The organism is Burkholderia sp. (genome assembly GCF_018375725.1).
Lineage (GTDB): Bacteria > Pseudomonadota > Gammaproteobacteria > Burkholderiales > Burkholderiaceae > Burkholderia.
Map to the genome: position 1 here is coordinate 1 of NZ_JAHACR010000323.1, position 4,473 is coordinate 4,473.

4 protein-coding genes are annotated in these 4,473 nt (G+C 68.0%); 3 read left to right on the forward strand and 1 reads right to left on the reverse strand.

Annotated elements, in window-relative coordinates:
• The 3 genes from KH616_RS21830 to KH616_RS21840 form a co-directional block, all read left to right on the forward strand.
• On the forward strand, window positions 1–948 hold a 948-nt coding region (locus KH616_RS21830; protein ID WP_292250721.1), incomplete at its 5' end, for a FecR domain-containing protein.
• A gap of 10 nt (window positions 949–958) precedes the next feature.
• The gene (locus KH616_RS21835) at window positions 959–3,349 is read left to right on the forward strand and encodes a CHASE2 domain-containing protein (RefSeq protein WP_292250722.1); all 2,391 of its coding nucleotides are present in this window, start codon (window positions 959–961) and stop codon (window positions 3,347–3,349) included.
• Window positions 3,350–3,388: 39 nt separating this feature from the next.
• Window positions 3,389–4,000 (forward strand): DUF4136 domain-containing protein, encoded by a 612-nt coding sequence (locus tag KH616_RS21840; RefSeq protein WP_292250724.1) that lies wholly within the window; start codon window positions 3,389–3,391, stop codon window positions 3,998–4,000.
• A 50-nt stretch (window positions 4,001–4,050) separates the two neighbouring features.
• Here KH616_RS21840 and KH616_RS21845 read toward each other — a convergent pair.
• Window positions 4,051–4,473: sugar phosphate nucleotidyltransferase (locus KH616_RS21845; RefSeq protein ID WP_292250726.1), on the reverse strand; the 423-nt coding region annotated here is incomplete at its 5' end.

Sequence of the window (4,473 nt, forward strand, 5' to 3'; positions counted from 1 at the left end):
GCAAACGGGTTCGTGACGCTCGAACTGGCCGACGGCACGCACATAAGCATTCCGCCCGACAGCCAGCTCGACCTGACGACGCTGCGCCGCACGGTGCTGACCGGCACGCTCGATCGCGTGTTCGAACTGCGCCGCGGCGAGATCGAAAGCGAGGTCACGCATCTGAAGAAGCGCGACGACCGTTTCCAGATCCGCTCGCCGTCGGTGGTCGCAGGGGTGCGCGGCACGCGCTTCCGGGTCAACTACGATGCCGCCGGCAACGCGGCGACGCGCGTCGAGGTGCTCGACGGCACGGTGGGCGTCGCGGGCGGCAAGCGTCAGGCCGACGCCACGCTCGTGCATGCAAACTTCGGCAGCGTCGCGACGTCGGCCGGCAAGGTCGGCGCGCCCGTGCAACTGCTGCCCCCGCCGGCGCTTGCGAATCCGGACAAGGTGCAGGACGAGCCGGACGTCGCGTTCGATCTTGCGCCGCTCGCGAACGCGCGCGCGTATCACGTGCAGCTCGCGCATGACGCCGGGCTGCTCGACCTGTTCAGCGAGACGCGCACCGAGACGCAGCGCGCGGTATTCCATCACGTGCCGAACGGCATGCACTTCGTGCGGATCGCCGCGATCGACGAGAACGGTCTCGAGGGGATGCCGCGCACCTATGCGTTCGAGCGCCGCCAGATGGGGCTCGATGCGACCGCGACGCCTGGCGCGGGAGGCTACGTGTTCCGCTGGTCGCCGAATGGCGCGGGTGCGAATACGCGCTACCGGTTCGTCCTGTCGAAGTCGAAGGATCTGCGTGCGCCTGTCGTCGATCAGGTTGGTCTGCAGGCGCGGCAGGTCACGGTCGCGCATCTGCCGCCGGGCGAGTACTTCTGGGCCGTGACCATCGAGGAATACGAAGGCGGCCGCTTCTACGAGAAGACCGGTCCGGTCAGCGCGTTTACGTTGTCGCGCTGATCTGCGGCACATGAGACCCGATTCCGTTTCGCCTCGGCGGCGGCTCGGCCGGCGCTTCCTTGCCGAATGGATCGCCATCGGCTGTCTCGGGATCGCGGTGGTGCTCGCCTGTGCGATCAGCCGCGCGTCGCAAAGCGTCGACGGTCTGATCTACGACCGGCTGCTGATGTTGCGCAGCCTGCCGCTTGCGCCCGACATCGTGATCGTCGATATCGACAATCCGAGCGTCGCGGCGCTCGGTCGCTGGCCCTGGCCGCGCAGCGTGCACGCGCGGCTGCTCGATACGCTTGCGCATGCGCAGCCGGCCGCGGTGGTCTACGACGTGCTGTTTACCGAACCGTCGCCGGAAGACCGCGCGTTCGCCGACGGCCTCGCGCGTGTGCCGACTTTCCTGCCGGTGCTGCTGAGCCCCGAGCGCGCGAACGGCACGCGTGCGGTCGATCCGCCGGTGCCGGCGCTCGCCGCGCGCGCGGCCGGCCTCGGCCACATCAATCTCGAAGTCGATCCGGACGGCATCGTGCGCAGTGTCGCGCTGTTCGAAAGCGACGGCAGGACGCGCTGGCCGCAGATCATGGTGCCTGTGTTCGAGGCGATCGAGTCCGGCAAGCTGCATCCGGCCGATGCTGCACCGGGTGCACGCGCACACGACCTGTCGCGCGACGCAAGCGGCGAGGGCCGTTATCTGATTCCGTTCAGCCGCAATACCCCCGCTTATCCGACGCTGTCGTTCGTCGACGTGATCGAAGGCCGCGTTTCGCCCGATGCGCTGCGCGGCAAGCTGGTTGTCGTCGGCGTGACGGCAGCCGGATTGTACGACCGCTTCGCGACGCCGGTGTCCGGCGACTACGGGCCGCTTGCCGGGGTGTACATCCACGCCGGCGTGCTCGACATGCTGACGACCGGGCGCGCGATCTCGCCGGTGTCGCGCGCCGGATTGTTCGCAACGTCGCTGTTGCCGCTGGCGGTGTTGCTGGCCGGCTTCCTGATGCTGTCGCCGTGGCGCGCGCTGCTGCTGACGCTGAGTCTCGCCGCGCTCGCCGTGGTCGCAAGCGCGGCGCTGCTCTACGAAGGCCGGGTCTGGCTGTCGCCTGCGCCCGCGATTTTCGGCTTGATCGCCGTGTACCCGATCTGGAACTGGCGGCGCCTCGAAATGACGATGTCGTACTTGCGTCGCGAGCTGCAGCGGCTGGCCGATGAGCCGCATCTGCTGCCGGAGGCGCCGCGCAAGCGGGGGGAATTCGGCGGCGACGTGCTCGAAAAGCAGATGGCATTGATGGCGCAGGCGGCGCAGCGCGTGCAGGACATGAAGCGCTTCGTCTGGGACAGTCTCGACAGCATTCCGGAACCGATCTTCGTGACCGATCTGACCGGAGCGGTCCTGATCGCGAATCACGCCGCGAAACGGTACGCGTCGCGACTCGCATTGCCGCTGCCGGAAGGGCGCGCGCTGCGCGTCGCGCTCGGCGAGCTGACCTTCGTCAAGACCGTCGACGGCAATGCCGAGCACGACGCCGAGATTCGCCGTCACTGGCCGGCGGCGCTCGATCCGACGCTCGAAGCCGAGAGCGATGCGATGGAGCGCGGCATCGAGGTGCGCGACCGCGACGGCCTCGATCATCTGCTACGCTACGCGCCGTGTACGAACGCGCAAGGCCGCGTGACTGGCTGGATCGCCGGCCTCGTCGACGTGACCGAACTGCACGCGGTCGAGCGTCAGCGCGAAGAGGCGCTGCACCTGCTGTCGCACGACATGCGCTCGCCGCAATCGTCGATCCTCGCGCTCGTCGAGATCGAGCGGCAGCGTGTCGAGTCGGACGAGATGCGCGGGCTGCTCGCGCGGATCGAGCGATACGCGCAACGCGCGCTGTCGCTGGCCGACGAGTTCGTGCAACTGGCGCGCGCGGAATCGCAGGCCTACCAGCTCGAGGTGACGAATTTCGTCGACGTGCTGATCGACGCGAGCGACGAAGTGTGGCCACAGGCGCAGGCCAAGCGGATCCGCATCGACACCGACGTCGGCACCGAAATGTGCTGGGTGCAGGCCGACCGCTCGCTGATGACGCGTGCGTTCGTGAACCTGCTGAACAATGCGGTCAAGTACAGCCCGGCCGAGACCGTGATCACGTGCACGCTGTCGGTCGAGCATGCATCGAAGCGGATGTTTTGTACGATTCGCGATCAGGGGTACGGGATCGCACCGGAAGATCAGCGGCATCTGTTCGAACGTTTCAAGCGATTCCATGCCGGCGAGCGGCCGGAGATCTCCGGATCCGGACTCGGCATGGCATTCGTCAAGACGGTCGTCACGCGCCATGGCGGCAGCGTGTCGGTCGACAGCGAGGTGGGCGTGGGAACCGCGGTGACGGTTTCGCTGCCCACGATTGATGAGTCGCTTGCCTGACAGGGCCGGGCGCGGCAGCGGCAAGCATTGGGGAAAGCTATGAAAATCGAATGGGCGGCAGCCGCGCTGGCGGCGGCGCTTTTGACGGGTTGTGCGGGCGTGACGACCGGCGTGAGCGCGGTCGGCCAGCCGGAGGCATTCGCGTCGGGGGCGCATGGCTACGGCTTCGCGCGCAGCGCCGCGCAGGCGGACGACGCGGAATACCGGCAGATCGAGACGCTGGTGCGCGATGAACTGGCGCACCGCGGCTTCGACGTGCAGCCGCTCAAGGAGGCGCGTTACCGGCTGTCGGTCGCGTATGCGACGCAGCCTGCGCAGGTCTCGGCGTCGACCGGACAGTGCGGCGGCGAGCAGGGCGCGTGTGCCGCGGTCGACGGGCCGGCACCGTTTCTGTCGTTCGCCGGTACGGTTTACCGCCACATGCTGACGCTGCGCTTTGTCGATGCGAAGAGCGGTGCCGACGTCTATCGCGTGTCGGCATCGCTGCGCGACCGCGAGCCGGGTTCGCAGGCCGCGGCGCCGGCGCTCGTGAAGAGCGCGCTCGCGAAGCTGCCGTTCGACGCGGGCAACGGCTGGCTCGTCAAGACGAAAAAAGACGACGCGGGCGGCATGCCGGGCGTCGTCTCGGTGAAGCCGGCCGCCGCGCACTAGGCGTTGCGGCCATCATGTTTCCGGGCTCGCGCGCGGCGGGCCCGTGCCGCTCATGCGGCCGGTTGCGTACCGTTGCGCGTGCGCAGGTATTCGTCGAACTCGCTCGCGACTTCCGGGTGGCGCAGCGCGAATTCCACCGTCGCCTTCAGGTAGCCGAGCTTGCTGCCGCAATCGTAGCGCGTGCCCTGATACTTGTAGGCCAGCACCTGCTCGTCGGCGAGCAGCGCCTGGATCGCGTCGGTCAGTTGCAGTTCGCCGCCCGCGCCGGGCTTCAGCGCGCGCAGATGCTGGAAGATCCGCGGCTTGAGGATGTAGCGGCCGACGACGCCGAGGTTCGACGGCGCGACTTCCGGAGCCGGCTTCTCGACGATCGCCGACATCTTGATGATCGACTCTTCCCATTCCTTGCCGTCGACGATGCCGTACGATTTCGTCTCCGACGGCGTGATCTCTTCGACGCCGATCACCGAGCT

What these genes read in the sequence shown, in the direction of transcription:
- KH616_RS21835 (WP_292250722.1), top strand. Translation starts at nt 959, where the DNA reads ATGAGACCCGATTCCGTTTCGCCTCGGCGGCGGCTCGGCCGGCGCTTC.
- KH616_RS21840 (WP_292250724.1), top strand. Translation starts at nt 3,389, where the DNA reads ATGAAAATCGAATGGGCGGCAGCCGCGCTGGCGGCGGCGCTTTTGACG.